Source organism: Paenibacillus tyrphae, from assembly GCF_024158745.1.
In the GTDB taxonomy this organism is placed as follows: Bacteria; Bacillota; Bacilli; order Paenibacillales; family NBRC-103111; genus Paenibacillus_G; species Paenibacillus_G tyrfis_A.
Map to the genome: position 1 here is coordinate 210,150 of NZ_JAMZAW010000011.1, position 24,663 is coordinate 234,812.

Below are 24,663 nucleotides of genomic sequence, written 5' to 3' on the forward strand. Positions count from 1 at the left end.
GGTTCCCATGGGAATTTGGATATTGAATGCCAGCCTGGCGGCTGGGGGCAATGAATTGAAGAAAAAGCACGTGTTCGCGAATGGCGAGCGCATCGAGCAAATCGTCGACGCAGGGGAAGCTTTGCCGGATACGGCCGGACATACGGTTATCGATGCCCAGGGCAAGCTGCTGGCGCCCGGACTTATCGACATGCACGTACATCTGCGCGAGCCGGGCTTCGAATATAAGGAAGATATTGCGTCGGGTACCCGCTCCGCGGCGCGCGGCGGATTCACCACAATTGCCTGCATGCCGAACACGCGGCCGGTAATCGATACGGTGGAAACGGTCGAGTACGTGCTGAACAAGGCTCAAACCGAAGGGATCGTGCGCGTCCTGCCTTACGGCTGCATCACGAAAAACGAACTTGGCCGTGAGCTCACGGACTTCGATGCTTTGAAGGAAGCAGGGGTCATCGGGTACACGGACGATGGCGTCGGCGTGCAAAGCGCGCAAATGATGAAGGATGCGATGGCTAAAGCGGCCTCGATCGGTATGCCGGTTATTGCGCACTGCGAGGACAATACGCTGGTCGAAGGCGCCGCCGTTAGCGAAGGAGCGTTCGCTCGCAAGCATGGACTCAAAGGAATCCCGAACGAATCCGAAGCGATTCATGTGGGCCGCGACATTCTGCTCGCCGAAGCGACAGGGGTGCACTACCATGTATGCCACGTCAGCACGGAGCAGTCGGTCCGCCTGATCCGTCAAGCGAAGCAGATCGGCATTAAAGTGACCGCCGAAGTATGCCCGCACCACCTGCTGCTGTCCGACGAAGACATTCCGGGGATGGATGCAAACTGGAAAATGAACCCGCCGCTGCGCACCCCGCGCGATGTGCAGGCCTGCATCGAGGGTCTTGTCGACGGCACAATCGACATTGTGGTCACCGACCACGCACCGCACAGCGAGGAAGAGAAAGCGCGCGGCATGCAGCTTGCTCCGTTCGGCATCGTCGGCTTCGAGACGGCCTTCCCGCTCTTGTATACGAAGTTCGTCGCTACGGGCCAATGGACGTTGGAGTTTCTGCTCGATAAAATGACCAAGCTGCCGGCGCAAGTGTTCGGGCTTCCTTGGGGAACGATCGAGGTTGGCAAAGCCGCCGATCTGACGCTGATCGACCTCGAAACGGAGAAGAAGGTCAACCCGGCGGAATTCCTCTCCAAGGGACGCAACACGCCGTTCACGGGCTGGAGCTTGAAAGGCTGGCCGACCCTAACCATCGTCGGCGGCAACGTCGTCTGGTCCGAATAAGAAAAGGCGAGTAGATGCCCGCTGCGAGGGGAACCTACAGTTAGGAAAAATAAAGGAACAAAGTTCCTTATTTATAGAAGTTGAAAGAACAGCTTGATTGGGTCGCACATCGCTGCGCGCAGCACCGTAAAGCGTGTCCGGACGACCGCGGGGCGTTAGCCTCCGTGCCGTCTGGACAAACGCGATCCCCCGTCGCAGCTCCTTCAAAGCTACATACCCCCTTGTGCGACAACTTGAGGGGTCCAGGGGCAGCGCCCCTGGGGTCCCCTTTGAAAAGGGGGATTTAGGGGGATTAATACCACATAGGGAGATGACAGCAGATGCAGGCAAGATTGTTGTTGGAAGACGGTACGCTGTTTACCGGCAAAGCATTCGGAAGCACCGGCGACTCGGTTGGCGAAGTCGTGTTCAATACAGGCATTACAGGATACCAAGAGGTATTGTCCGATCCGTCCTACTGCGGCCAGATCGTGACCATGACGTACCCGCTGATCGGAAACTACGGCATCACACGCGACGATTTCGAATCGATTCGCCCGTTCATTCACGGGTTCGTTGTTCGCGAGCATGAAATGGTGCCCAGCAACTGGAGAGCCGAGTACTCGCTGGACAGCTTGCTTAAAGAATACGGCATTATCGGCATCAGCGGCATTGATACCCGGATGCTGACCCGCCGCATCCGTCACCATGGCGTCATGAAAGGCATTCTGACCACTTCCGAGAAGCGTGTGGAAGAGCTGTTGGAGCAGCTTAAAGCATCTCTGCTCATGACCGATCAAGTGTCCCGAGTATCTACGAAAAGCGTATTCAGCGCACCAGGAACGAAAGAGCGCGTTGTGCTCGTCGATTTCGGCTCCAAGAGCGGCATTTTGCGCGACTTGACCAAGCGCGGCTGCGACGTCGTCGTCGTGCCGCAGGACACGACCGCGGACCAAATCCGCCGGTTGGCACCGGACGGCATTCTGCTGTCCAACGGCCCTGGGGACCCGAAAGACGTGCCGCATGCGGCGAAAATGATTGCCGAGCTTCTTGGCGAATTCCCGATCTTCGGCATTTGCCTTGGCCATCAATTGTTCGCGCTGGCGAGCGGTGCCGATACGGAAAAGCTGAAATTCGGCCATCGCGGCGGCAACCACCCGGTAAAAGACTTGGCTACGGGCCGCTGCTACATCACATCGCAAAACCATGGCTACACCGTAAATGAAGACTCGATCGCCGGCACGGATTTGGAAGTGACTCATATCAACAACAACGACAAGACGATCGAAGGGCTGCGCCACAAAAAATATCCGGCTTTCTCCGTTCAGTATCACCCGGAGGCAGCACCAGGACCGTTCGATTCGAGCTACTTGTTCGATGACTTCCTGCAGCTGATCCGCGACCATAAGCAAAACAACCCGCAGCTTCCGCGTCAGGCGCAGATCGCAGCGGCATACAAAGCGGGCAGCACGGCCGTATCTGCATCGAAAGGGGAGCTCCACTATGCCGAAAAATAATAACCTTAAAAAAATTCTCGTGATCGGCTCCGGTCCGATCGTCATCGGACAAGCGGCGGAATTCGACTATGCCGGTACGCAAGCTTGCCAAGCTCTGAAAGAAGAAGGCTTCGAAGTCGTTTTGATCAACAGCAATCCGGCGACGATCATGACCGACACGAACATGGCCGACAAAGTATACATCGAGCCGATTACGCTCGACTTCGTCACCCAAATCATCCGCCAAGAACGTCCGGACGGGTTGCTGCCGACCCTCGGGGGGCAGACTGGCCTCAATATGGCGGTTGAATTGGCGCGCGCCGGCGTGCTAGAGCGCGAAAACGTGAAGCTGCTCGGTACCCAGCTGACGGCAATCGAAAAAGCGGAAGACCGCGATTTGTTCCGCGATCTGATGCGCGAATTGGAACAGCCGGTACCGGAGAGCACGATCGTAACGACGGTGCAGGAAGCGCTCGATTTTGCGAATGAAATCGGCTATCCGATTATCGTACGTCCGGCGTACACGCTAGGCGGCACGGGGGGCGGCATCTGCGCCACCGAGGAAGAGCTCCTGGAAACTGTTTCTTCCGGTATTCGTTACAGCCCGATCGGTCAATGTCTGATCGAGAAAAGCATCGCCGGTATGAAGGAAGTTGAATACGAGGTAATGCGCGACGCAAACGACAACTGTATCGTCGTGTGCAACATGGAAAACTTCGATCCGGTCGGCGTTCATACGGGCGACAGCATTGTTGTGGCTCCGAGCCAGACGCTGTCGGACCGCGAATACCAGATGCTGCGTTCCGCATCGCTCAAAATCATCCGCGCCTTGAACATCGAAGGCGGATGCAACGTGCAGTTTGCGCTGGATCCGCACAGCTATCAATATTACGTCATCGAAGTGAATCCGCGGGTTAGCCGCTCGTCGGCGCTCGCTTCCAAAGCAACCGGCTACCCGATTGCCAAAATGGCAGCGAAAATCGCGATCGGCTATACGCTGGATGAAATCGTCAACCCGGTAACGGGTCAGACGTACGCTTGCTTCGAGCCGACGTTGGACTATATCGTTTCCAAAATCCCGCGCTGGCCGTTCGATAAATTTACCGCGGCAAACCGCAAGCTCGGCACGCAAATGAAAGCGACGGGCGAAGTCATGGCCATCGGTAGCACATTCGAAGAGTCGATTCACAAAGCGGTCCGCTCCCTAGAAATCGGTGTGCACCGCCTGCATTTGAAAGATGCGGAGACATTGGACCAAGAGACGCTTGAGCAGCGGCTTGTGAAGCCAGACGACGAGCGCATCTTCCTGATCGCCGAAGCGCTCCGCCGCGGATACAGCGTGCAGCAATTACAGGATTTGACCAAGGTAGATTGGTGGTTCTTGCACAAGCTCGAAGGCTTGATCGCTTTCGAAGCCGAGCTGCTTGCGCCGGAGCTGAGCGAAGAGTTGCTCCGCGAAGCGAAGCGCAAAGGCTTCACCGACCGCGCTATTGCCGAGCTGCGCCGTCAGGCTGACAAAGGGTTGAGCTTGACGCAGGAAGCGGACGTTCGCGCATACCGGATTGGCCTGGGACTGAAGCCGGTTTACAAAATGGTCGATACCTGCGCGGCGGAGTTCGAAGCGACGACGCCTTACTACTATTCGACCTACGAGACGGAAGACGAAGTCAAGGAAACGACGAAGCAAAAAGTCGTCGTGCTTGGCTCCGGTCCGATCCGGATCGGTCAAGGGATCGAGTTCGACTACTCTACCGTGCATGCGGTATGGGCTATCCAAAAGGCCGGCTATGAAGCCGTCATTATCAACAACAACCCGGAGACGGTGTCTACGGATTTCAATACATCGGACCGGCTGTACTTCGAGCCGCTGTTCTTCGAGGACGTCATGAACGTCATCGAGCGCGAGCAGCCGATCGGCGTTATCGTCCAATTCGGGGGACAAACGGCGATCAACCTCGCGGCACCGCTTGCGAAAGCTGGTGTACGCATCCTCGGCACAGATTTGGAGAACATCGACGCGGCCGAGGACCGCAAAAAGTTCGAAGCGCTGCTCCGTCAGCTTGACATCGCACAACCGCCGGGCGGTACGGTAACCTCGGTGGACGAGGCTGTCGGCATGGCCTCCCGCTTCGGGTATCCGGTGCTTGTTCGTCCGTCGTATGTCCTTGGCGGCCGCGCGATGGAAATCGTCTACTCCGACGAAGAATTGCTGAGCTACATGGAATATGCGGTCAAAATCAACCCGGAGCATCCGGTACTCATCGACCGTTACATGCTTGGTAAAGAAGTCGAAGTCGACGCGATCTGCGACAAAGAAACGGTACTGATCCCAGGCATCATGGAGCACGTGGAGCGGGCTGGCGTTCACTCGGGCGACTCCATCGCGGTATACCCGCCGCAGACGGTATCCGCCGAGCTGAAGCAAAAAATTATCGACATTACGACCAAAATCGCAAGAGGGCTGCAGGTCGTCGGTCTCGTCAACATCCAGTTCGTCATCTATCAAGACGAAGTGTATGTGATCGAAGTGAATCCGCGCTCCTCGCGTACGGTTCCTTTCCTCAGCAAAGTAACGAAAATTCCAATGGCCAACGCCGCAACCCGCGTCATTATGGGCGAAAAGCTGGCCGATATGGGCTACGAAACTGGTTTGTGGCCGGAAGACGATTTCGTATCCGTCAAAGTACCGGTCTTCTCCTTCGCGAAGCTGCGCCGTGTCGATACGACGCTCGGACCGGAAATGAAATCGACGGGCGAAGTCATGGGCCGCGACAAAACGTTTGCCAAAGCGCTGTATAAAGGGCTGATCGGCTCCGGCATGAAAATTCCGCCGACAGGCGCGATCATCGCTACGATTGCCGATAAAGACAAAGCCGAAGCCATTGATATTTTCCGCGGCTTCGAAAGATTGGGCTACCGCATCGTCGCTACGGGCGGAACGGCACAGGCTTTGGAGGACGCCGGTCTCCAGGTGAACCGCGTCAACAAGCTGAGCGAAGGCTCGCCGAACATTCTCGACCTGATCCGCAACGGCGAAGCGCACTTTGTCGTCAACACGCTGACGAAGGGCAAAACGCCGGAACGCGACGGCTTCCGGATTCGCCGCGAGGCAGTAGAGAACGGTGTCGTCTGCATGACTTCGTTAGATACGGTTAGCGCGCTGCTGCACGTGTTGGAGTCCATCTACTTCCAATCCACGGCTATGCCTGCGAATCACGCATAACAACAATTGCATTAGCACAGCGTTCCGCTCCTTGCGGAAATGCTGTGCTAATCCCTTGATTAGGCCCTTCTACGAGCCGTCAGATTCATCCGATTTTAAAGAAAAAGGGGCGGTAACTTGTGTCTACCAACTTAGCGGCGGCGAAACGAATCATGGTTGCGCTCGATTATGCAGAGGCGAAGCAAGCGGAGTCGCTCGTCCGGTCGCTGGAAGGCATTCCGTGTTATTTGAAGGTGGGAATGCAGCTGTTTTACAACGCTGGTCCGACGTTCGTGCGGATGCTTAAAGAGAAGGGCTATAGCGTCTTTCTCGATCTCAAAATGCACGATATTCCGAATACCGTCAAAGGCGGCGCGGAAAGCATCACGAAGCTTGGCGTAGACATGTTCAACGTGCATGCGGCCGGCGGCAAGCAGATGATGGAGGCGGCGATGGAAGGCGTGGACAAAGCGCTTCAAGCCGAATCCGGTCCCAAGCCGATCGTCATCGGCGTTACACAGCTTACCAGCACAAGCCAGACGGTCATGAACGAAGAAATCGGCATTGAAGGTACGGTAGAGGATGCGGTGATCCGATATGCCCGATTGGCCCAAGCCGCTGGGTTGCAAGGTGTGGTCGCTTCTCCGCTGGAGGTCGTCCGGATCAAAGAAACGTGCGGAAGCGGCTTTGTGACCGTGACCCCGGGCATTCGTCCTGCAGGAGCGGACATCGGCGATCAATCCCGCGTCATGACGCCGGAACAGGCGTTTGCTCAAGGGACGGACTATATCGTCATTGGTCGTCCGATCACAGCCGCGCCGGACCCAAGAGCGGCGCTGGAAGCGATTATCCCCTCTGTCTAGCGGCAGAGAGGTTTTTTACGAAGACCAACACCTTAAGGAGATGAAATCGAATGACAACCCCATCGATTCGTATAAATCCGGAGCTGGCCGGGCAAATTGCCGCCGATCTGCTCGCGATCGGCGCCGTGGCGCTTCGTCCGCAGCAGCCGTTTACTTGGACATCCGGCATGAAATCGCCGATCTACTGCGATAACCGGCTGACCATTTCGTTTCCTGAGATCCGCGAACGGATCGCCGAAGGCTTCGTTGCGCTCATCCGCGACAATTTCCCGGATGCCGAAGTCATTGCGGGAGCGGCAACCGGAGGGATTCCACATGCGGCTTGGGTCGCTCAAAAGCTCGGTCTGCCGATGGTTTACGTGCGCGACAAGGCCAAGGGCCACGGGAAGGAAAACTTGATCGAAGGCTTGATCAAGCCCGGGCAGAAGACGGTGGTCATCGAGGACTTGATCTCGACGGGCGGAAGCTCGCTCAAGGTGGCCTTGGCCGTAAATGAAGCCGGAGCGCAGGCTCTCGGGGTGCTTGGCATCTTCTCGTATCAGTTCGAGAAGGCGCGCGAGGCCTTTGCGGGATCGGGCATTCCTTTTGAGACGCTGACGAATTACTCGATATTGCTCGACGTCGCTCTTCGGAACGGCAGCATCCAAGAGCAGGATTTGCAGGCGCTGAAAGCATGGCGTGAAAATCCGAGCGAATACGGCAAAGCCTAAACAAAATTTATGGCATTCGAATTCTTCCGCTACAGTAAAGGGAAGAGCTCGGGTGCTTTTCTTTTTTCACCGGGTGATACAAAATAAGGCTGACCCCTGTCTTATGTATAGCTGCAGCTGAAAGGAGGACATCACATTGGAACATCCGGATTCCGATTATTTCCGTCACATATTTTATAAGCATTACCCGTCGGTGCGCCGAAAATTAATCGCGTTAGTCCGCGACGAGGCAGCCGCCGATGATTTGGCCCAGGAAGTATTTCTGCGTCTATACCGCAACCCGCCGGACGATCCGCAATTGATCGGCGCTTGGCTTCATCGGGTATTGACCCGGATCGCCTACGACCATATGTCCAAGCGGGCCCGCGAACGTGCGCTTCAGGAGAAGCAGGAGCTTCATTTGCGGGTAACGGAGCAGGAGGGCAAGTCGAACGAGGAGACGGTTTTGGAGCAGTTTGAACACGAGGAATTGCGCGGGTGGCTGGACCAGCTTTCGGAACGGGACCGGCAAGTATTGCTCCTTCGATTCTCCGGCTACAGTTACGCGGAGATCGCCGAGAAGCTTCAAATTCGCGCACCGCTTGTAGGGACGCTTATCAACCGGGCGACCGCCCGATTGAAACGGCATGCGGAATTGCAAACTCAAGTTGAATAGGAGGACCACGGCATATGACTGAGTCATTTGTAAAGAAAAATTCCGACCCCACGGATGCGGCTTGGGAGAAGCTTCAGCAGCGGCTTGCTTCTGAACAGAAATCGCTTCGTTGGGAGCAGTGGGCAAAGGAAGCCGATAAAATAAACCCGTCGGCGGCAGAAGCCGGGGAGACAGAAACGTTACAATCGATCGCTGTATCCGATATTCGTCCGTTACCTGTTTTGGAACCGGACAGGACAACGGGGGAGACGCCTAAAGCCCATCCGTTCGTCCGCTGGATGAAACGGCGCAGGAAGCGGGTGGCTGCTTCGGCCGCGGTGCTGGTACTGGCCGCTTTCCTGGGCACGCCAATCGGCAACGAAGCGCTGGCTTCCATATTGAATAAATTTCGGATGCAGGAAATGACGGTCGTTCAGGAAAACGATCTGACGTATTTGCTGAACAGCGCTTTTCCGGAAGGACAAACGAAAGAGAGCATCAACAAGCTTGGAGCATTCACGAATACGTCCGGCAAAATAAGAGGATCTTTTGAGGCCAATGAGCTTTCGCAGATGCTGGGACGCAGCATCGTCTTTCCTCAGGATTACAACGCCAAGCAAGATAAGCCTTACGTTAGCCCCTCCAATACGCTGACGTTAAAGTTGAACGTTGACGAAGTAAACCGGGCGATGTCCAGACTTGGCGCGAAGCAGATGCTGCCTGAATCCGTGGACGGGAAACCGATTACGCTTGAAACGGGCGAAAAAGTCCATCTGAACGTAAAAAACGGCGAACGAAGCTACTCTCTGACCCAGGAGCCGATTCCCGTCGTATCTGTCGATCCGTCGATTCCGGTGGCCGAAGCGCTGCAAGCGGTTCTGCAGTTCCCGCTGCTCCCGGAGCATTTGAAGCAGAGCTTGCAGAACGTGGACCTGCTTACTACCGGAAACGTGCCGTTGCCTATCATCACGAATCAGCCTACCGAGAAGGTCAAAGTGGGAAGCACGGATGTGCTGATCATGACGGAATCTACGAAAAATCATAATTATTACAATGCCATGTGGGTGAAGCAAGGTCAACTCTTCAAACTTAATGGCTATGAATATCTCACGGATCGCGAGGCGCTGCTTGGCAAAGTGAAGGAGCTGATCGGCTCTTGACCAGGCTAGCCATTACAGCGCATGAGCTGACGAAAGATTACGGCAACGGCCGCGGCTGCCGCAGCATTACGATTACCGTAGGGGAAGGGGAAGCCTTTGGCTTCCTCGGCCCGAACGGAGCTGGCAAGAGCACCTTTGTGAAGATGCTCGTCGGCTTGATCCGGCCGACGCAGGGCCACGGTGCGATTTGCGGCCATCCGATCGGCTCGTTGGAAGCGAGAAGGCATTTCGGCTACTTGCCGGAGCTGTACCGGTACCAGGATTGGCTCAGCGGTGAAGAAGTGCTGCAGCTGCATGCCCGGCTATGCGGCGTCGAAGCTTCTGAGGCGAAGCGGCGCATTCCGGAGCTGCTCGACCTTGTCGGTCTTGGGCTGCGGGGCAAAGACCGCGTGAAGATGTACTCCAAAGGGATGCAGCAGCGGCTTGGCTTGGCTTGCGCCTTGGTGAACGACCCGCCTATCGTTTTTTTGGACGAGCCGGCCTCCGCGCTTGATCCATTGGGCCGGAGAGACGTACGAGAATTGCTCCGGCTGATGAAGGCGCAGGGAAAAACGATTTTTCTCAACTCGCACTTGTTGGAGGACGTGGAGCTGCTGTGCGATCGCGTGGCCTTGCTGAATAACGGTCAAATTCTGCAGGTTGGTTCCGTGGCCGACGTGCTGCACGAGACATCCCGCTGGCACCTTCGTGTCGGCGGGTTTGCGCCGTTTTTGCTGGCCTGGCTTCAGGAAGCCTCGGGCCTGACCGTACGTCTTCTTGAGATAGGAGTGGAAGAAGATTCGGTCTGGCTGGAAGCGGAGCTGGAGGATGACGAACAGGTCGGCTGGTTGAACGCGCTTGTTATCGAACAGGGGATGACGCTCTACGAAGTAAAGAAGGCAAAAACGAAGCTGGACGAATGGTTCGTCAGCTCTGTTGCCGGACGGAGCCACAGGGGGGAACGCGAATGATTACCATCATCGGCTCGACTTGGAAGGAGCTGCTGCGCAAACGGGTCATGCTGCTGACGCTGCTGATGACCGTTATTTTCTTGTTCGCCTTCTGGTTTGTTGCCAAAACCATCGGAGCAAGCTTGCATGATGGCACCTATAATCCGTCCGACGTGCAATATATAATTGCCGTTTACGAACGAAGCGCGATGATCTTGTCGCTCGGCTTTTTTTTCGGTTCGTTCGTCATTGCTTTTTTGTCCATTTTCAGCTCGTTCTCCGTGATTGCAGGGGAAGCTGAGCAGGGCGTACTGCAGGCGTTAATGACTCGGCCATTATCCCGTTTATCCTGGTATATGGGACGATGGATCGGATTTGTCAGTTGGGGAATCGGTTACGCGGCGCTGCTTTTTATATCGATTCTGCTGGTATCTTGGGCTCATGCCGGTATTCCCGGAGATATCGTATCGCTGACGCGTTCGTTCGCTTTGTTTATTTTTGTTGTGCCGCTGCTCGTATCTTTATCGATGCTGGGCTCTTGCCATTTGTCCTCCACCGGGAATGGCGTGTTGATGACGATGCTCTACGGGGCGGGATGGCTTGGGGGCATGATTGAAAAAGTGGCAGGCTCAGTCCAAATTGATCAAAATATAGCCATTAAGCCGCTGCTGACCATCGCAGGAATCATGTCGCTTGTCATGCCGGCCGATTCGCTGCAAAACCGGATGCAATCGGAGCTGTTTGCCGTGAACGAGCTTCAAGGACTGGTGAATATTAGAAGTCTTTTCGGTTTTTTCGGTGTCGGTCAAGTGCCGTCAAACGCCTTTCTAATGTACAGTGCCGGATATATGCTTGTTATGCTGCTGCTCGGCTTGTGGTCGTTTCGGAGAAAGGACCTATGATCCGCACGCACCTTACCAAAAAAAAGCCCGTCTGCTCCATTCATCGCTTGCATGCGATGAGCGGGGAGACGGGCTTTTGTACGGGTTCAGTTGAGCGCGCGCGAACGATGCAGTCGCGTATACGGGGGTTATTTCTTCAGCAGGGCCCAGCGATAGGCGTACTCGAACAGAAATTCGAACGCTTCGAGGTGCCGCTTCGCTTCGAAGGCATTGGCGCCCCAAGCGTAAATGCCGTGCTTGCGCAGCAAAATGCCGGGGATGCGGGGCACGATCGCGTCTTCGACCAATTCGGCAATCCGCGGAATTTCCGCATAGTTGGGCAGGATCGGGATATCGATGTGCGCTTCTTCTTCCCATATGTTGAATGCTTTGATCAACTCGACGCCGTCCACCGGCACGCTGCCTCGTTCCGCATACAGCTCGGAGACGAGGTTGTTGAACACGGTGTGCACATGAAAAATAGCGCCGCAGCCCGTCAAACGGTAGATCTCGCAGTGGATCAGCGTTTCTGCGGAAGGCTTCAGGCCGGTCGTTTCGATCGCTTGACCCGACTGATCGACCAGCAAATAGTCGGAAGGTGTATTGACCGACTTATCCTTGCCGCTCGCCGTAATGGCAAACGCAAACTGTTCGGGAGAAAATTCCCCCGTCCGGATCGACAGATTGCCGCTTGTGCCCGGAAACCAGCCGCGTGCGGCCAACAAAGTTTTAATCTCCCGCAGCTCGGCGAACGCCTGCTGCTTCTCTTCCAAACGAATGGCGCTAAAGCTCACGCACTTTCATCTCCTCTAACCGCTTGATCACATCGTGAAAATCTTCAAAAGGATAGTAATTCAACCCGAGCTCCTGGCACAGCTCGATCAGATGGGAGCGGGCGAATACCGTATCGGCGAGCTTGGCCCCGGCAAAATCGGTTACGCTGTCGCCGATCATGATACGTTCGTATGTCTCCCGCGGGTAGGAGCGGATAATTCTCGTTTTACACATGCCGCAGTCGTTGTCACATTCCGCGTCGCACGAATGCGGCCACAAAATGCGAATATGCGTACCGCTGAAGTCGCTCGCGTTGCAATAAATGTTCTCCTTCGGAATCGCAAACGACGATAGAACGGGGTAGACGAAAAAGTCGATTCCGCCGCTGGTCACCAAAAAGAGGATGTCCTCCTGCTTGCAGTAATCCAGCAGCTCGCGGAACCCGCTGCGAATCGTCACGTTGCCGATCGCGTAATCGATGACTTCCTGCCGACGGGAGGTCGGAAGCAGGGCAAACATGCGTCCGACGCCTTCCCGGATCGTAATTTCCTTGGAGATGACTTGATTAACCAAAGTATCCCAGCCCTCAGGCTGAAAATGCTTCATAATCGCCACGATATTGTCGTTGACGGTAATCGTCCCGTCGAAATCGCAAAAAATAACTCGCTGCCTGCTCATTCTTTAATCCCCCAAGCGTCAATTGCCGCCTGCAGCTCAGGATGCCCGTCCGCGGCATACTCCCGCAGCGGAACGCCCACTTGGCAGCCATCAATCGCCTGCCGGAAGGCTCTTCCGCCGGCCGCAGCACCCATAGGATGGCCATGGACTCCGCCGCCTGCATTGACGACCACCTGCCCGCCAAAATCCCGCAAGATGAGTGGCACAAGTCCGGGATGAATGCCGGCCGAAGGAACCGGGAAGCTTGCTGCAAGCGGAACTTGTCCGTTCGCGGACGTTGTTGCGCCGTCCCCGCCGTAAATATAATCGGCAGCTTCGGTTGTCAGCAGCGCTTCCTTAATCGCCATGTTCTCTTCCTTCGACATGACGACGGAACCGTACGGCGAAGGGAACAGCACCAGATCGGCCCCGGCGAGCCGCATGAGCTTGCCAAGCAGTACGTTCGCGGCGATGCCGTGATATGGCGACGGATACAAGGCCCCGGCGAGCGACGGGTGAGCCATCAGCGGCACGTTGACGTCAGGGTGCCGGCTCAGCTCGCTGAGAGCGTCGAAGCCGTAGGCGAGCACATTGAACAGCAGCGCGTTGGCTCCGGCGTTGATCGCTTTTTTGGCTTGTTCGACGAGCCCGAAGGTCGGTCCGGTCAAATTAGCCGCGTACAGCAGCTTCTGGCCGGTTTCCCGCTCGGCTTCGGCCGCCGCCTGCATGCACAGCTCGACCCGCTTCTCGATCGGGGTCAGCGAATTCTCAAACAAAATCTCGTCGTCCTTGATCAGATCGACGCCGCCGAGTGCCTGCTGATAAAACTGCTCCCGCAGCGCAGGCAGATCGTGGCCGATCACCGATTTGAAAATGCTCATGAGCAGCGGACGGTCATGGACGCCAAGCAGCTTGCGCACGCCCTCGATGCCGAAGCGCGGTCCTGGAAAGGCGGATAAAAACGACTCGGAAAATGCCAGGTCGATCAGCTTGATCCGGCCGTCCATTGACAGCTTCCCGAAAACCGTGACGAGCAGGGCGGGGATGTCGCGGCTGAAATTAATATCGGGATAAGCGATACGAATATCCGCATATCTTGCGGAAGCGGGCTCGCTCGCAGACGGTTCGTGTACGTCCACGCTGACGACGCGGCCGAGATGTTTTTCCATTTCCGCCTTGCGTGCTTCCGGCAGCTCGGTCCAGCTTCCGACGGTTAGACCGACAGCTATGCCGGTCGCTTTTTTATGAAAATCGGCTTTCTCGTCGTAGCAACGGTAGGTGGCTACGCAATACGCTGAGGATATAGCAAGACTCACAAACGGACACCTTCTTTACTTGGTATGGGAAGCGATGGAAGCACTGATAGCCGCACCCATCTCGGCGGAACGTTCCGTGGCGCGGCGTATCGCTTTGGAGACCGCATCAGTGAAGCCGCAGTGGTCCATCGTCTCGATAGCTGCATGCGTAGCACCGTTCGGAGACGTCACCTTGCGGCGCAGCTCGGCCGGCTCTTCTCCGCTCAGCTCGACCATGCGGGCCGCGCCCATCACCGTTTGCACGGTCAGACGTTTGGCCTCTTCATGCGTTAGCCCTCCGCTCATCCCGCCTTCGATCATGGCTTCCATCATATAATAAATGTAGGCCGGGCCGCAGCCGGATAAACCTACAATCGTTTCCATCAGTGATTCTTCGACGATCGATACGATGCCGATGGAGCGGAACATCTCTTCGCCCAACTGCCGCTGTGCGTCCGAGACGCCGCGGGAAAAGCTGAGCCCGGTTGCGCCAAGCCCGATGGTACTGGATGTGTTGGGCATCGTGCGGACGATGGCCCAGCCGGTGCCGCCAAGAATCGCTTCCATCATGTCGATGGAAAGTCCGGCAATCACCGATACGAGCAGTTGCTCCTTGCGGAGCATCGGCTTCAAATCGAGTAAGCCTTGAGCGGCGTCGCTCGGCTTAAAGGCCAAGACGACGATATCGGCGGAAGCGACAGCTTCGTTTCGCTCGGCAGCCCCCGCGGCGTATCGAATGCCGTACTGCGCCTTCAGTTCTTGCAGACGGGCTTCATTCGACCGGTTGACAGCTACAAGCTGTTCCGGCTGCATGCCCGCCTCGGAGATGAGTCCCCGGATGATCGCTTCCGCCATGGAGCCGGCGCCGACGAACGTGATGTTTTTGGATAAAATCTGTGACATATTGGCTGCTCCTTTCGAACTTTGCAAGTCTATACGATCTTCTGGGTTAACCGCGAATTTGCCCGTCTCCGACAATGCAGTATTTGCTCGACGTCAGCGCCGGCAAGCCCATAGGACCGCGGGCATGCAGCTTTTGCGTGCTGATGCCGATTTCGGCGCCGAAGCCGAATTCGAAGCCGTCCGTGAAACGGGTGGAGGCGTTATGATAAACGGCGGCTGCATCGACTTCCTGCAGGAAGCGTGCAGCGTTCGCCGTGTCCTCCGTCACGATGCACTCCGAGTGCATCGTTCCGTGGCGGCGTATGTGCGCCAGCGCCTCGTCCAGCCCGTTCACGACGCGAACGTTCAAGATATAATCGTTATATTCGGTATCCCAGTCGGCTTCCGAGGCTGCTTTCACCGCCGGCACGAGCCGCTGCGCTTCCGCGTCGCCCCGCAGCTCAACCATTTGCTGCACGAATTGCTCGGCAATGCTCGCCAGATGCCGTTCCGCGAAATCGCGATGCACGAGCAGCGTTTCCATCGAGTTGCATACCGAAGGCCGCTGCACCTTTGCATTGATGGCGATCTTCAGCGCCATATCCGGCTGCGCGCTGGCGTCGATATAGGTATGGCAAATGCCGGCTCCGGTCTCGATCACCGGCACGGTTGCGTTTTTGACGACGTTCTGAATCAAAGAAGCGCCGCCGCGCGGAATAAGCACGTCGAGCAGGCCGTTCAGCTTGAGCATTTCGTCGACCGAAGCGCGGCTCGGGTCCATGACGAGCTGCAGCGCGTCCGCCGGAACGTCGGTCGATTTCAGCGCCTCGTGGAGCACTTCGACGATCCGTTTATTGGAATGGAGCGCCGAGGAACCGCCGCGCAGTACGACGGCGTTGCCGGTTTTCAGGCAGAGCCCGGCCGCATCCACCGTTACGTTCGGACGCGCTTCGTAGATGATGCCGATGACGCCGAGCGGCACACGGACTTTGCGGATTTGCAGACCGTTCGGGCGGTCGAACGCCTCCAGCGTATCGCCGATCGGATCGGGCAAAGCGACGACCTGCCGCAGTCCGTCGGCCATCGCTTCGATCCGCTGGCGGTTCAGCGCCAGCCGGTCGAGCAGCGACGTGCTGATGCCGCTCTCGCGTCCGCGCTGAAGATCCTCGGCGTTGGCCGCGATGATCGATTCGGCCTCCACTACGAGGGCGTCCGCCATGCGCAGCAGCGCATCGTTCTTTTGCCCGGTGCTGAGCAAACCGAGCTTCGGCGCGGCTTGTTTGGCCAGCTTCGCTTTTTGCACCACTTCGCTCAGGTTTAGAGCTTGATCCGTTGTCATGTTCAACTTCCTCCTTCGGAGCGTCGTTTTAGGTCATACTTGCCTAGGTTTCATCTGTATCCTTTGCTTTTGCCGTGGATACGAGGGTAATCCATTCGTCACGATGGATGACTTCGATGCGCGATACCTCGATCCGCTTCTGCACTTCCTCCGTACTAAGACCGGCAACGGCCTGAAGCTGCCAGGAGGCATAATTGACGACGCCGCGCCCGATCGTTTCCCCATCCGGGCCGAGCACTTCGATGACATCGCCGGGATGGAACTCCCCGGTCACTTCCTTGACTCCCGCGGGCAGCAAGCTTTTGCCGCCTGTGACGAGCGCCAGCTCCGCGCCTTCGTCCACATAGACCGAGCCCTGCGGCTGGGAGTGGAAACCGAGCCACTGCTTTTTCATCGGCAAATTATGTTCCGCCGTATCGAAATAAGTGCCTTTCCCGGTTCCTTCCACGGCCAGCATCAGTTCGCCGGGTTCTGCGACGCGCCCGACGAACACCGGCACGCCGCCGCGCATGGCAATTCGTGCGGCCTCGATTTTGGAGCGCATGCCGCCGGTGCCAACACTGGAACCGGAACCGCCGGCAATCCGGTAAATGCTTTCGTCGATTTCCAGCACGCGGTCGATCCGTTTGGCGTCGGCGTTTTTGCGCGGGTCTTCGGTGTACAATCCGTCCGTATCGGTAAGGATGACCAGCCTTTGCGCCCGGACCAGATTGGCTACGAGGGCGGAAAGCGTATCATTGTCGCCGAATTTCAGTTCGTCGACCGAAACCGTATCGTTTTCGTTAATGATTGGCAGCATTCCGCGGCGCAGAAGCTCTTCAATCGTCATCTGCGCGTTATGGATTCGCTTGCGGTTGGAGAAGTCGGAGCGGGTCAGCAAAATTTGCCCTACACCTACGCCATGCCCCGAGAATGCGGCCTGGTATGCTTGCATCAGTAGCGCCTGCCCGACGGAAGCGGAGGCCTGCTTCTCGTGCAGCAGCTTGGGACGCGACGTGTAGCCCAGCTCCCGAAAGCCGGCTGCCACGGCTCCCGAGGTCACGAGAAGCACGGGAAAGCCTTGGCAGTGAAGCGCCGCCAGCTCAGCGGCGAAAAATGCGATTTTTTCCCGGTTCAATCCGCCTTCATCGGACGTTAGCGAACTGCTGCCGATTTTCACTACGATCGTTTGCTGCATAGGAATCACTCTTTCCATGACTGATCTGGCTGTCGCCCGGGATAGGTGCGGAAAACACAAAAAGGCCCCGTCCTTTAAGGACGAAAGCCTCTACTTCCGCGGTACCACCTTACTTGATGAATTGACGACCAACTCATCCTGCTTCAGTCCCTTGTAACGGCAGGGAAAGCCGTCCAGCTCGTCGCTGGCCGTTCAGGGGCGGGTTCGGCAAGGCTCCACGGTAAATTCTCGCAGCCGGTGGAATTTACTCTCTGATCGTGCAGGGGCTTTCCTACTATTCCCATCAATACGTTTTGCTTTTCATTAGCATAGCATGAGGGGGGAGGTTTGTAAAGGCGATCAGTCGAACAGGCGAAGGGCGTCGATTCGGTCAACCGCTTCGCGGAGCCGCTCTTCGGTGCTAAGCAAGCCAAGACGCACGTAGCCTTCGCCGTGGTCGCCGAAGCCGACTCCCGGAGCGACAACAATCTTGGCCTGCTCGAGCAGCATGTCAGAGAACGACTCCGACGTATAGCCTTTCGGCACAGGCAGCCAAGTGAAGAAAGAGCCTTGCGAACGCGACGCCTGCCAGCCGATCCGGTCCAAAGCCCCGAACAGGGCGTCTCTGCGGCTTTGGTACATTTGCACGAGCTCGCGAACGCTATCCTGCGGGCCGGTCAACGCGACGGCCGCCGCCTCTTGGATGCCTCCGAACAAGCTGCAATAGTAATGATCCTGAATCAAGTTGATCATCCGCACGATTTCGGGGTTACCGAGGCAGAAGCCGACCCGCCAGCCGGCCATGTTGTACGTTTTGGACAGTGTATAAAATTCGACGCCGACTTCCTTCGCGCCCGGCAGCTGCAGGAAGCTGACCGGCTTCTGGCCGTCGAAGCCGATGGCGCCGTAAGCGAAGTCGCTGGCGACCACGATGCCGTGCTTCGCCGCAAAAGCAATCGTCTCCTCATAGAAGGAAGCCGGAGCCGAAACCGCCGTCGGATTGTTCGGATAGTTGATGAACATCAGCTTCGCCCGATTCACGTCATCGGCAGAAAGCGCGCTGTAATCCGGCAGGAACCCGTTCGATTCCAGAAGCGGCATGAAGGCCATCCGGGCGCCGGCCAAGGTGACGCCGGACCAGTAATCCGGGTATCCCGGGTCCGGTACCAGACATACGTCGCCGGGATTGAGCAGACATTGGGCAATTTCCACAAGGCCAGTTTTGCCGCCGAACAAAACCGCCACTTCCGTTTCCGGGTCAAGCTCGACGCCATAATCTTCCCGGTATCTTTGGGCGACGGCCTCTTTTAAGAACAAGTAACCGTTGAACGGAGGGTAGCGGTGGTACTGCGGATTTTCCGCCGCTTTTTGCAGCGCCTTAACGATGTGCGGCGGGGTCGGGCGATCCGGATTCCCTTGTCCCAGATTGATCACGTCGTGTCCTGCGGCAATCTGGACATTGGCTTTGCGCACAAGCGTGGCGAAAAATTGGGTAGGCAATTCTTGCAGCCGTTCAGCCGGAATCATGGGAAAAGCGCTAACGGCCGCTTCTGTCGGGTTATTGGTCTTCATCTATGTCACTCCATTAGTTTGGTTTCAAATGTGTTGCCTTACAATAAAATCATTGTATTCTTATCGGAATATGGTAAATATCCTGAGCGGATAGGAATAATGTAACATGAAAAACGGTGTGTGTATACGGGTCTATTTCATCGAATCATCCGTTTATCTGTCGAGGAGAACGTTTTTCATAGCTTATCATGTGCAAAATCAAAAGAATGTGTTATATTATTCGCAGAATGTTTCATTCAATGATATTTAGTTTCATTTAATGAAATTATATTCGCGACGGAGGGAACATCCATGGCGATAAGCTTTCACGATGAATACAATAAATATACCTACACCGGCAGACATGCCGATTCCGGCTGGATGGAGCTGATCCGGAAGAAGGCGCACCCCCAAGGGAAAACGGCAGCGGACATCGGCAGCGGCGGGGGCATTTACTCTGTCGCTTTGGCAGAGCTGGGCGTTTTGTCGGTCGTCGACATCGATTTCTCCGAAGCGATGCTTCAAGGAGCCGCAGAGCATTGCGCGGCGTACGGTCAAATCCGTTTGGCGCAAGGGACCGCGGATCGGACGGGATTGCCCGATGACTCGGTCGAGCTCGTGCTGGCTATGGGAAGTGCGCAAAAGCTACGCAAGCTATAGCGACTATCGGGAGGAGCTTTTGAGCCGGAAGGGGCGCTCCATTTTGCATGAATTGTCGGATGCGGAGCTTCACGATTTGGCGGATGCCATTGCAACGGACTCGGGCTATGAAATGAATGAGCCCGTCCGGGAACAGGACCGCTGGACGATATTCTTTGCGCAGGCGCGTTGAAGTTCCGCTTCCGTTGCTCTATGATAATAGGAAGAAACGGCGCAGTTTCCCAAAGCGGGCCGCTGCGTCCGGAATTTCGAGACGGGTAAGGGGGAAGGTTAGATGGCTGGGCAACGATGGAATTTGGCTCTGCTGCAGATGGACATCGCAATAGGAGAGCCCGAACGCAACTTCGCAAAGCTGGAGAGCCTTCTGCATGAAGCGGTCGCTCACGATACAAAGCCGGATGTGATCGTATTTCCGGAGATGTGGAACACCGGCTATGCGCTGGATCGGATTCAGGAGCTCGCAGACCATTACGGAGAGCGGACCGAGGCGCTGCTGTCGGCGTTTAGCCGAAAGCATGGCGTAAACATCATCGGCGGTTCGATCGCGGAGAAGCGGGACAACGGCGTTTACAATACGATATTCGCATATGACCGGCAAGGAAACCGTGCAGGAGACTATTCGAAAATTCATTTGTTCCGGCTGATGGATGAGGAAAAGTTTCTGCAAAGCGGAGACCGTGCGGGCGAGCTTCAATTGGACGGTATTCCGGCCGGCATGATGATCTGCTATGACATCCGCTTTCCGGAACTTGCGCGAAAGCTGGCGCTCGGCGGCGCGCAAATTTTATTCGTTCCGGCCGAATGGCCGAATCCGCGGCTGCATCATTGGCGTACGCTGCTGATGGCGAGGGCGATCGAGAACCAGATGTTCGTCGTCTCCTGCAACCGTGTAGGCGTGAGCGGGACGACGGAGTTTTTCGGCCATTCGATGGTCATTGATCCGTGGGGCGAGGTGCTGGACGAAGGCGGGGAAGCCGAAACGATCGTTCGCGCTGCCGTCGACCTTAGTCAGGTGCCTGCCGTGCGCAGCAAAATTCCGGTATTTGAAGACAGACGTCCTTCCTTGTATTAATTAAGTACAAACGGCATGCGAAAACCGGCTCGGATCATTCCGGCCGGTTTTTTGCGCGTTCGGCTTCCATCACTGTGCGGAATGTCTCCATGAACGCGGCGACCGCCTTCGATAAATAACGCCCCTTGCGGTGGGCGATCACAAGTGTGCGGGTCGGCCGGTTAGACAGCTGCAGGTACGCAGGCGCCAGCTCGTTCCATCCCCTAAGCAGCATACGCGGGATGAAGGCAATACCCATTCCCGCCGCGACGAGCGACTGGACTGTCTCAATATTGCTGCTTTCGAACACGATGTTCGGCGTAAATCCGGCGTCGTTGCACAATGTGATCGCGATTTGACGGAAGCCCTGGCCTCTTTTCAGCGCGATGAAGGGCTCCTCCTGCAGTTCCGCAATATCGACTGTTTTGCTTCCTACTGCGGCAAGACGCGCGGCCAGCGGATGCTGCGGCGGGACGGCCAGTACGATTTCCTCCTCAATGATTGGCTCGTAGTCAAGCGAGTTGTCGATCAGGGGCAGTGAGAGCAGGCTAATGTCGGCTTGCCCGCTCGCCGTCAATTGTTCGAGGTTCGAGGTCGTCTCTTCGACGAGCACGATGTCGATTTCCGGATAACGCTCCTGGAAGACGGGCAGGACGAGGGGCAGCACGTGCGCGCCCGTAATCGGGAGGCTGCCCACAACAAGCTTGCCTTTGCGCATTTGGGAAATGTCTTCCATTTCTTGTTTTAACTGCTCGACCATGTCGAGAATTTTTTGCGCTTTTTCTACGAAGCGGGTTCCGGCATAGGTGACCTCCACCGAGTTGGTCGTCCGTTGAAACAAAAGAACGCCGAGCTCCTTCTCCAGCTTGGAAAGCTGCTGGCTGAGCGACGGCTGGGCGATATGCAGCTTTTCGGCTGCGCGGGAAAAGTTCTTTTCGATGGCGATTTGCAAAGCGTATTGCAGCTGGCGCAGTTCCATGCGACTCGGCTCCTTTTATAAAGAATACCTATCAATGCTCCATTAATCGTAACGTATTTGTTATAAGAATGAAAGAGCCGGCGTGCGGCAGCTCCCCGTTTGAAAGTAAAAAAGGAAGAAAGAGCGGTAGGCTCCTTCTTCCAGGACAGAACGGAATATTGTCTGATATGTGCAAGCAGCCGCATCTTTTCGGCCGCAAAGCATCACGTCCCGCAAGAGCCGGGATACCCGTCGTTCCGTTTCATTTCTTCCAAATGCTCGCGCATCTCTTCGTCTCCGGGCATTTCGGCGACCAGCTTTACTTTGCCGGGAGCGGGCTCCTTTGTTGGAGCCGCATCCGCAGGGCGAGGCATATCAGTCATTGTGCAGTCCTCCTCGGGGGTATAATCAGGAATACCAACGGACGTCCCATCTTCGGAGCAGCAGGTGGTACCCGAATTCAACGGCAGCCGTGACGACGGCGGTAACGGCAAGTTCAGACCAGGACAATCCCCAATGATATGCGGTCCCGACGGCCCCCAAAAATATAGCGGCCAACAGCACGTCGGCCAAGGTTGCGGCACCGTTTCCGAATTCGTCGAGAATCCATTGATCTCCGAGAAAAAACGCTAGAATGCTCAGACTGACGGAGGCCATCAGCGCTTGAAACAGCGTAGCGTTTGAAAAATAAAGCAGCAGCGGGACGGTAAATAGAGCGTTAATCACGAGTTTGACAAGCAGCTTGCTCATGCTTTCCAACTCCCTTACTTTTGCTTTCGTTGGAAGGTTGTCCAGCTGGCCCTTAATTTATGCAGTGGGAGGGGGAGAGTCCTTCGCCGTTTCTTTCGACAAGCTCATAGCGAAAACCTATGAAGGCTATAGATATTATATCTTGGATCAATGAAGATGGACGTGATACGATAGGTGACATTAGGAGCATCATTCAGATACCGAGGTGGAACCGATGGCAAAAACAATGTTCGAAAAAATTTGGGACAATCACGTTATTCATTCGGAGTCGGGCAAGCCGAGCATCATTTATATCGACCTTCAACTGGTCCATGAAGTGACTTCCCCGCAAGCGTTCGAAGGCCTTCGCATGAGCGGCCGCAAGGTTCGTCGTCCGGACTTGACGTTCGCGACGATGGATCACAACGTGCCGACGAAGGATCGTTTCAATATCACCGATCCGATTTCTAAGCAGCAGATCGATACGCTGTCCAAAAACTGTGCGGATTTCGGAGTTACTCTGTTTGACCTGGACAGCATCGATCAAGGGGTTGTCCACGTTATGGGACCGGAGCTCGGTTTGACGCATCCCGGCAAAACGATCGTCTGCGGCGACAGCCATACGTCTACGCACGGGGCGTTCGGAGCTTTGGCGTTCGGGATCGGAACGAGCGAAGTGGAGCACGTGCTTGCGACGCAGTGCTTGCAGCAAGCGAAGCCGAAAACGCTGGAAGTACGCATCAACGGCAAGCTGAAGCCGGGGGTTACGGCGAAGGACTTGATTCTCGGCGTCATTGCGAAATACGGCACGGATTTTGCAACCGGCTATGTGATCGAGTACACGGGTGAATCGATTCGCAGCTTGTCCATGGAAGAGCGCATGACCGTGTGCAACATGTCGATCGAAGCGGGTGCAAGAGCAGGCTTGATCGCTCCGGATCAAACGACGTTCGATTACCTCCGCGGACGCGAATATGTGCCGCAAGGCGAAGCGTTCGAGCAAGCCGTAGCGGCGTGGAAGCAACTGACGACGGATGAGGGCGCAGTATACGATCGCGTGGTCGAGTTTGACGCGGACAGCCTGATTCCGCAAGTTACCTGGGGTACCAGCCCGGGCATGGGTACCGATGTCACGTCCCGCGTGCCGAATCCGGCGGATTTCAGCACAGAGAACGAGCGCAAAGCGGCGGAAAAAGCGATCGAGTACATGGGCTTGACGCCGGGAACGCCGATGACGGATGTTACGATCGATTACGTATTTATCGGTTCCTGTACGAACGGCCGGATCGAGGACCTGCGCGCGGCAGCTGCCGTGGCTCAAGGCTACAAGGTTTCGCCGAACGTGACGGCGATCGTCGTGCCGGGCTCGGGCCGGGTAAAAATCCAAGCGGAAAAAGAAGGCCTCGATAAAATTTTCATCGAAGCGGGCTTTGAATGGCGCGATGCCGGATGCAGCATGTGTCTGGCGATGAACCCGGACGTGCTGAAGCCGGGCCAACGCTGCGCTTCGACGTCGAACCGGAACTTTGAAGGCCGTCAAGGCCGTGACGGACGTACGCATCTCGTGTCTCCGGCGATGGCAGCCGCGGCAGCGATCGAAGGCCGTTTCACCGACGTGCGCGATTGGAATTTCAAAGTGAAGCAGGAAGCTTAAGAAGATCATCTTATCGAAGCGAGGAGTTAACCGACATGGAAGCTTTTAAACAGCATACCGGCCTGGTCGGTCCGGTGGACCGCGTGAACGTGGACACGGACGCCATTATCCCTAAACAATTTTTGAAACGCATCGAGCGTTCCGGCTTCGGCCAATTTCTGTTCTACGAGTGGCGTTTTGACCTGAATGGCAATACGATTCCGGAGTTCAGCTTGAATCAGCCTCGCTATCAAGGCGCTTCCGTTCTTATTTCCCGCGCCAACTTCGGTTGCGGCTCCTCCCGGGAGCATGCCCCTTGGGCTATTCAGGATTACGGGTTCAAAGTCGTGATCGCGCCGTCGTTCGCCGACATTTTCTACAATAACTGCTTCAAGAACGGCATCCTGCCAATCAAGCTGAGCGAAGAGCAGGTCGAGGAGCTGTTCCAGCGCACCGCAGCGAAAGAAGGCTACAAGCTGACCGTCGATCTGGAGAACAAAAAGATCACCGACGATCAAGGTCTCAGCATCGAGTTTGATTTGGATGAGCACCGGCGCCAATTCCTGCTGCTCGGTCTCGACGATATCGGTCTGACGCTGCAGCATGAAGACAAAATTTCGGCATACGAAGCGGCGCATCAAGCGCGTCTTGCGTACAAATAAGCGACGAATAGCCCGGCCTGACTCTTGAAAAAGAGGCGAGGTCGGGCTTTTTTTTGATCCGGCCGCATTTTATCATACAATGTTCAAAAACTTTCGACAATTTTCGTGAAAAGTGTGATCTATGTTTTTTCAAACGCCGAAAGCGTTGTGTATAATATCACTGGAAGCATG

At 56.1% G+C, this 24,663-nt stretch carries 24 protein-coding genes and 1 other annotated feature; of the genes, 14 read left to right on the plus strand and 10 right to left on the minus strand.

Annotated features, from left to right (window positions below; genetic code table 11):
* Positions 1-7 precede the first annotated feature (7 nt).
* The 9 genes from NI000_RS18210 to NI000_RS18250 all read left to right on the plus strand — a co-directional run bounded on the left by NI000_RS18210 (position 8) and on the right by NI000_RS18250 (position 11,166).
* Entirely contained in the window at positions 8-1,291 is a 1,284-nt protein-coding gene (locus tag NI000_RS18210) for a dihydroorotase (RefSeq protein ID WP_253412890.1), read from the plus strand.
* Between the two features lie 320 nt (positions 1,292-1,611).
* On the plus strand, positions 1,612-2,787 hold the full coding sequence (locus NI000_RS18215) for a carbamoyl phosphate synthase small subunit (protein ID WP_253412891.1): 1,176 nt from the start codon (positions 1,612-1,614) through the stop codon (positions 2,785-2,787).
* Positions 2,774-5,989, plus strand: coding sequence for a carbamoyl-phosphate synthase large subunit (gene carB, locus NI000_RS18220; protein WP_253412892.1), 3,216 nt, complete (start codon positions 2,774-2,776; stop codon positions 5,987-5,989). Before NI000_RS18215 ends, carB begins: the two co-directional genes overlap by 14 nt.
* A 119-nt stretch (positions 5,990-6,108) precedes the next feature.
* Complete coding sequence (pyrF, locus tag NI000_RS18225; protein ID WP_309247912.1) at positions 6,109-6,831, plus strand: orotidine-5'-phosphate decarboxylase; 723 nt, start codon at positions 6,109-6,111, stop codon at positions 6,829-6,831.
* Between the two features lie 50 nt (positions 6,832-6,881).
* Entirely contained in the window at positions 6,882-7,541 is a 660-nt protein-coding gene (pyrE, locus tag NI000_RS18230; protein WP_301292557.1) for an orotate phosphoribosyltransferase, read from the plus strand.
* Positions 7,542-7,677: 136 nt separating this feature from the next.
* Positions 7,678-8,196, plus strand: a complete 519-nt coding sequence (locus tag NI000_RS18235) for a sigma-70 family RNA polymerase sigma factor (protein ID WP_054976067.1) — start codon at positions 7,678-7,680, stop codon at positions 8,194-8,196.
* Positions 8,197-8,210: 14 nt separating this feature from the next.
* On the plus strand, positions 8,211-9,335 hold the full coding sequence (locus tag NI000_RS18240) for a hypothetical protein (RefSeq protein WP_253412893.1): 1,125 nt from the start codon (positions 8,211-8,213) through the stop codon (positions 9,333-9,335).
* Positions 9,332-10,285 (plus strand): ABC transporter ATP-binding protein, encoded by a 954-nt coding sequence (locus NI000_RS18245; protein WP_253412894.1) that lies wholly within the window; start codon positions 9,332-9,334, stop codon positions 10,283-10,285. Before NI000_RS18240 ends, NI000_RS18245 begins: the two co-directional genes overlap by 4 nt.
* Positions 10,282-11,166 carry an ABC transporter permease gene (locus NI000_RS18250; protein WP_253412895.1) on the plus strand — a complete coding sequence of 295 codons (885 nt, stop codon included), beginning with the start codon at positions 10,282-10,284 and terminating at the stop codon, positions 11,164-11,166. Before NI000_RS18245 ends, NI000_RS18250 begins: the two co-directional genes overlap by 4 nt.
* A 128-nt stretch (positions 11,167-11,294) precedes the next feature.
* Here the strand turns inward: NI000_RS18250 and mtnB are convergent, their stop codons facing one another.
* The 7 genes from mtnB to NI000_RS18285 form a co-directional block, all read right to left on the minus strand.
* Positions 11,295-11,939, minus strand: a complete 645-nt coding sequence (gene mtnB, locus NI000_RS18255; RefSeq protein ID WP_253412896.1) for a methylthioribulose 1-phosphate dehydratase — start codon at positions 11,937-11,939, stop codon at positions 11,295-11,297.
* Positions 11,929-12,597: a 2-hydroxy-3-keto-5-methylthiopentenyl-1-phosphate phosphatase gene (locus NI000_RS18260; protein ID WP_253412897.1), complete on the minus strand. Its 669-nt coding sequence runs from the start codon at positions 12,595-12,597 to the stop codon at positions 11,929-11,931. Before NI000_RS18260 ends, mtnB begins: the two co-directional genes overlap by 11 nt.
* Positions 12,594-13,892 carry a 2,3-diketo-5-methylthiopentyl-1-phosphate enolase gene (locus NI000_RS18265; protein ID WP_253412898.1) on the minus strand — a complete coding sequence of 433 codons (1,299 nt, stop codon included), beginning with the start codon at positions 13,890-13,892 and terminating at the stop codon, positions 12,594-12,596. The genes NI000_RS18260 and NI000_RS18265 overlap by 4 nt, the downstream gene beginning before the upstream one ends.
* Before the next feature lie 15 nt (positions 13,893-13,907).
* Positions 13,908-14,774, minus strand: coding sequence for a pyrroline-5-carboxylate reductase (proC, locus tag NI000_RS18270; protein ID WP_253412899.1), 867 nt, complete (start codon positions 14,772-14,774; stop codon positions 13,908-13,910).
* Positions 14,775-14,820: 46 nt separating this feature from the next.
* A complete protein-coding gene (locus NI000_RS18275; protein WP_253412943.1) occupies positions 14,821-16,068 on the minus strand; it encodes a glutamate-5-semialdehyde dehydrogenase in 1,248 nt (415 codons plus the stop codon).
* Between the two features lie 67 nt (positions 16,069-16,135).
* Positions 16,136-17,269 carry a glutamate 5-kinase gene (proB, locus tag NI000_RS18280; RefSeq protein WP_253412900.1) on the minus strand — a complete coding sequence of 378 codons (1,134 nt, stop codon included), beginning with the start codon at positions 17,267-17,269 and terminating at the stop codon, positions 16,136-16,138.
* Between the two features lie 73 nt (positions 17,270-17,342).
* Positions 17,343-17,565, minus strand: a binding site (T-box leader).
* Between the two features lie 43 nt (positions 17,566-17,608).
* On the minus strand, positions 17,609-18,820 hold the full coding sequence (locus NI000_RS18285) for a pyridoxal phosphate-dependent aminotransferase (protein WP_301292558.1): 1,212 nt from the start codon (positions 18,818-18,820) through the stop codon (positions 17,609-17,611).
* Between the two features lie 291 nt (positions 18,821-19,111).
* Between NI000_RS18285 and NI000_RS18290 the strand changes: the two genes are divergently transcribed.
* The 3 genes from NI000_RS18290 (at position 19,112) to NI000_RS18300 (ending at position 20,531) form a co-directional block, all read left to right on the plus strand.
* Positions 19,112-19,459, plus strand: a complete 348-nt coding sequence (locus NI000_RS18290) for a class I SAM-dependent methyltransferase (protein ID WP_253412901.1) — start codon at positions 19,112-19,114, stop codon at positions 19,457-19,459.
* A gap of 19 nt (positions 19,460-19,478) precedes the next feature.
* Positions 19,479-19,631: a hypothetical protein gene (locus tag NI000_RS18295; RefSeq protein WP_253412902.1), complete on the plus strand. Its 153-nt coding sequence runs from the start codon at positions 19,479-19,481 to the stop codon at positions 19,629-19,631.
* Between the two features lie 102 nt (positions 19,632-19,733).
* The gene (locus NI000_RS18300) at positions 19,734-20,531 is read left to right on the plus strand and encodes a carbon-nitrogen family hydrolase (protein WP_253412903.1); all 798 of its coding nucleotides are present in this window, start codon (positions 19,734-19,736) and stop codon (positions 20,529-20,531) included.
* Between the two features lie 34 nt (positions 20,532-20,565).
* On the opposite strand, the gene NI000_RS18305 is transcribed toward NI000_RS18300, so the two are convergent.
* The 3 genes from NI000_RS18305 to NI000_RS18315 all read right to left on the minus strand — a co-directional run bounded on the left by NI000_RS18305 (position 20,566) and on the right by NI000_RS18315 (position 22,218).
* The gene (locus NI000_RS18305) at positions 20,566-21,489 is read right to left on the minus strand and encodes a LysR family transcriptional regulator (RefSeq protein ID WP_253412904.1); all 924 of its coding nucleotides are present in this window, start codon (positions 21,487-21,489) and stop codon (positions 20,566-20,568) included.
* Between the two features lie 203 nt (positions 21,490-21,692).
* On the minus strand, positions 21,693-21,851 hold the full coding sequence (locus NI000_RS18310) for a hypothetical protein (RefSeq protein ID WP_253412905.1): 159 nt from the start codon (positions 21,849-21,851) through the stop codon (positions 21,693-21,695).
* 25 nt (positions 21,852-21,876) lie between these two features.
* On the minus strand, positions 21,877-22,218 hold the full coding sequence (locus NI000_RS18315) for a DUF2512 family protein (RefSeq protein ID WP_253412906.1): 342 nt from the start codon (positions 22,216-22,218) through the stop codon (positions 21,877-21,879).
* A 214-nt stretch (positions 22,219-22,432) separates the two neighbouring features.
* On the opposite strand from NI000_RS18315, the gene leuC reads away from it, so the two are divergent.
* Both leuC and leuD read left to right on the plus strand, forming a co-directional pair.
* The gene (gene leuC / locus NI000_RS18320; protein WP_253412907.1) at positions 22,433-23,851 is read left to right on the plus strand and encodes a 3-isopropylmalate dehydratase large subunit; all 1,419 of its coding nucleotides are present in this window, start codon (positions 22,433-22,435) and stop codon (positions 23,849-23,851) included.
* Between the two features lie 35 nt (positions 23,852-23,886).
* Positions 23,887-24,492: a 3-isopropylmalate dehydratase small subunit gene (leuD, locus tag NI000_RS18325; protein WP_253412908.1), complete on the plus strand. Its 606-nt coding sequence runs from the start codon at positions 23,887-23,889 to the stop codon at positions 24,490-24,492.
* The last annotated feature ends 171 nt before the right edge of the window (positions 24,493-24,663 follow it).

Bases quoted from the DNA above. Each gene is read 5' to 3' on its own strand.
- NI000_RS18210 (WP_253412890.1), top strand. From the start codon at position 8: ATGGGAATTTGGATATTGAATGCCAGCCTGGCGGCTGGGGGCAATGAA.
- NI000_RS18215 (WP_253412891.1), top strand. From the start codon at position 1,612: ATGCAGGCAAGATTGTTGTTGGAAGACGGTACGCTGTTTACCGGCAAA.
- carB (WP_253412892.1), top strand. From the start codon at position 2,774: ATGCCGAAAAATAATAACCTTAAAAAAATTCTCGTGATCGGCTCCGGT.
- pyrE (WP_301292557.1), top strand. From the start codon at position 6,882: ATGACAACCCCATCGATTCGTATAAATCCGGAGCTGGCCGGGCAAATT.
- NI000_RS18240 (WP_253412893.1), top strand. From the start codon at position 8,211: ATGACTGAGTCATTTGTAAAGAAAAATTCCGACCCCACGGATGCGGCT.
- NI000_RS18250 (WP_253412895.1), top strand. From the start codon at position 10,282: ATGATTACCATCATCGGCTCGACTTGGAAGGAGCTGCTGCGCAAACGG.
- NI000_RS18260 (WP_253412897.1), bottom strand. From the start codon at position 12,597: ATGAGCAGGCAGCGAGTTATTTTTTGCGATTTCGACGGGACGATTACC.
- proC (WP_253412899.1), bottom strand. From the start codon at position 14,774: ATGTCACAGATTTTATCCAAAAACATCACGTTCGTCGGCGCCGGCTCC.
- proB (WP_253412900.1), bottom strand. From the start codon at position 17,269: ATGCAGCAAACGATCGTAGTGAAAATCGGCAGCAGTTCGCTAACGTCC.
- NI000_RS18285 (WP_301292558.1), bottom strand. From the start codon at position 18,820: ATGAAGACCAATAACCCGACAGAAGCGGCCGTTAGCGCTTTTCCCATG.
- NI000_RS18290 (WP_253412901.1), top strand. From the start codon at position 19,112: ATGGCGATAAGCTTTCACGATGAATACAATAAATATACCTACACCGGC.
- NI000_RS18300 (WP_253412903.1), top strand. From the start codon at position 19,734: ATGGCTGGGCAACGATGGAATTTGGCTCTGCTGCAGATGGACATCGCA.
- NI000_RS18305 (WP_253412904.1), bottom strand. From the start codon at position 21,489: ATGGAACTGCGCCAGCTGCAATACGCTTTGCAAATCGCCATCGAAAAG.
- NI000_RS18310 (WP_253412905.1), bottom strand. From the start codon at position 21,851: ATGACTGATATGCCTCGCCCTGCGGATGCGGCTCCAACAAAGGAGCCC.
- NI000_RS18315 (WP_253412906.1), bottom strand. From the start codon at position 22,218: ATGAGCAAGCTGCTTGTCAAACTCGTGATTAACGCTCTATTTACCGTC.
- leuC (WP_253412907.1), top strand. From the start codon at position 22,433: ATGGCAAAAACAATGTTCGAAAAAATTTGGGACAATCACGTTATTCAT.
- leuD (WP_253412908.1), top strand. From the start codon at position 23,887: ATGGAAGCTTTTAAACAGCATACCGGCCTGGTCGGTCCGGTGGACCGC.